This is a genomic window from Vibrio sp. R-1, assembly GCF_035615595.1.
In the GTDB taxonomy this organism is placed as follows: Bacteria; Pseudomonadota; Gammaproteobacteria; order Enterobacterales; family Vibrionaceae; genus Vibrio; species Vibrio cholerae.
Window position 1 is genome coordinate 1 of sequence record NZ_WPDC01000356.1, and the last position, 289, is coordinate 289.

General features: G+C 48.8%; 2 tRNA genes. Both read left to right on the plus strand.

Features of this window, described 5'->3' with window-relative positions:
* The first annotated feature begins 28 nt into the window (after nucleotides 1–28).
* Nucleotides 29–105: transfer RNA gene (locus GOU96_RS18495), tRNA-Ile, on the plus strand.
* A 37-nt stretch (nucleotides 106–142) separates the two neighbouring features.
* Nucleotides 143–218 (plus strand) — tRNA-Ala (locus tag GOU96_RS18500).
* Nucleotides 219–289 lie beyond the last annotated feature (71 nt).

The window sequence follows — 289 nt, forward strand, 5'->3', positions numbered from 1 at the left end:
GTTAATAAATACGAGCGACACTTACGATGGGTCTGTAGCTCAGGTGGTTAGAGCGCACCCCTGATAAGGGTGAGGTCGGTGGTTCGAGTCCACTCAGACCCACCACTTCTTGTACAAGAAAGTGGAAAGTAAGAAAAACGTCGGGGCTATAGCTCAGCTGGGAGAGCGCCTGCTTTGCACGCAGGAGGTCAGCGGTTCGATCCCGCTTAGCTCCACCATATCGCAAAATGAATTGAAATCAACAGTTTATTTTGCGATATGGTCATTGTGACGTAAGTCATTCTCGACA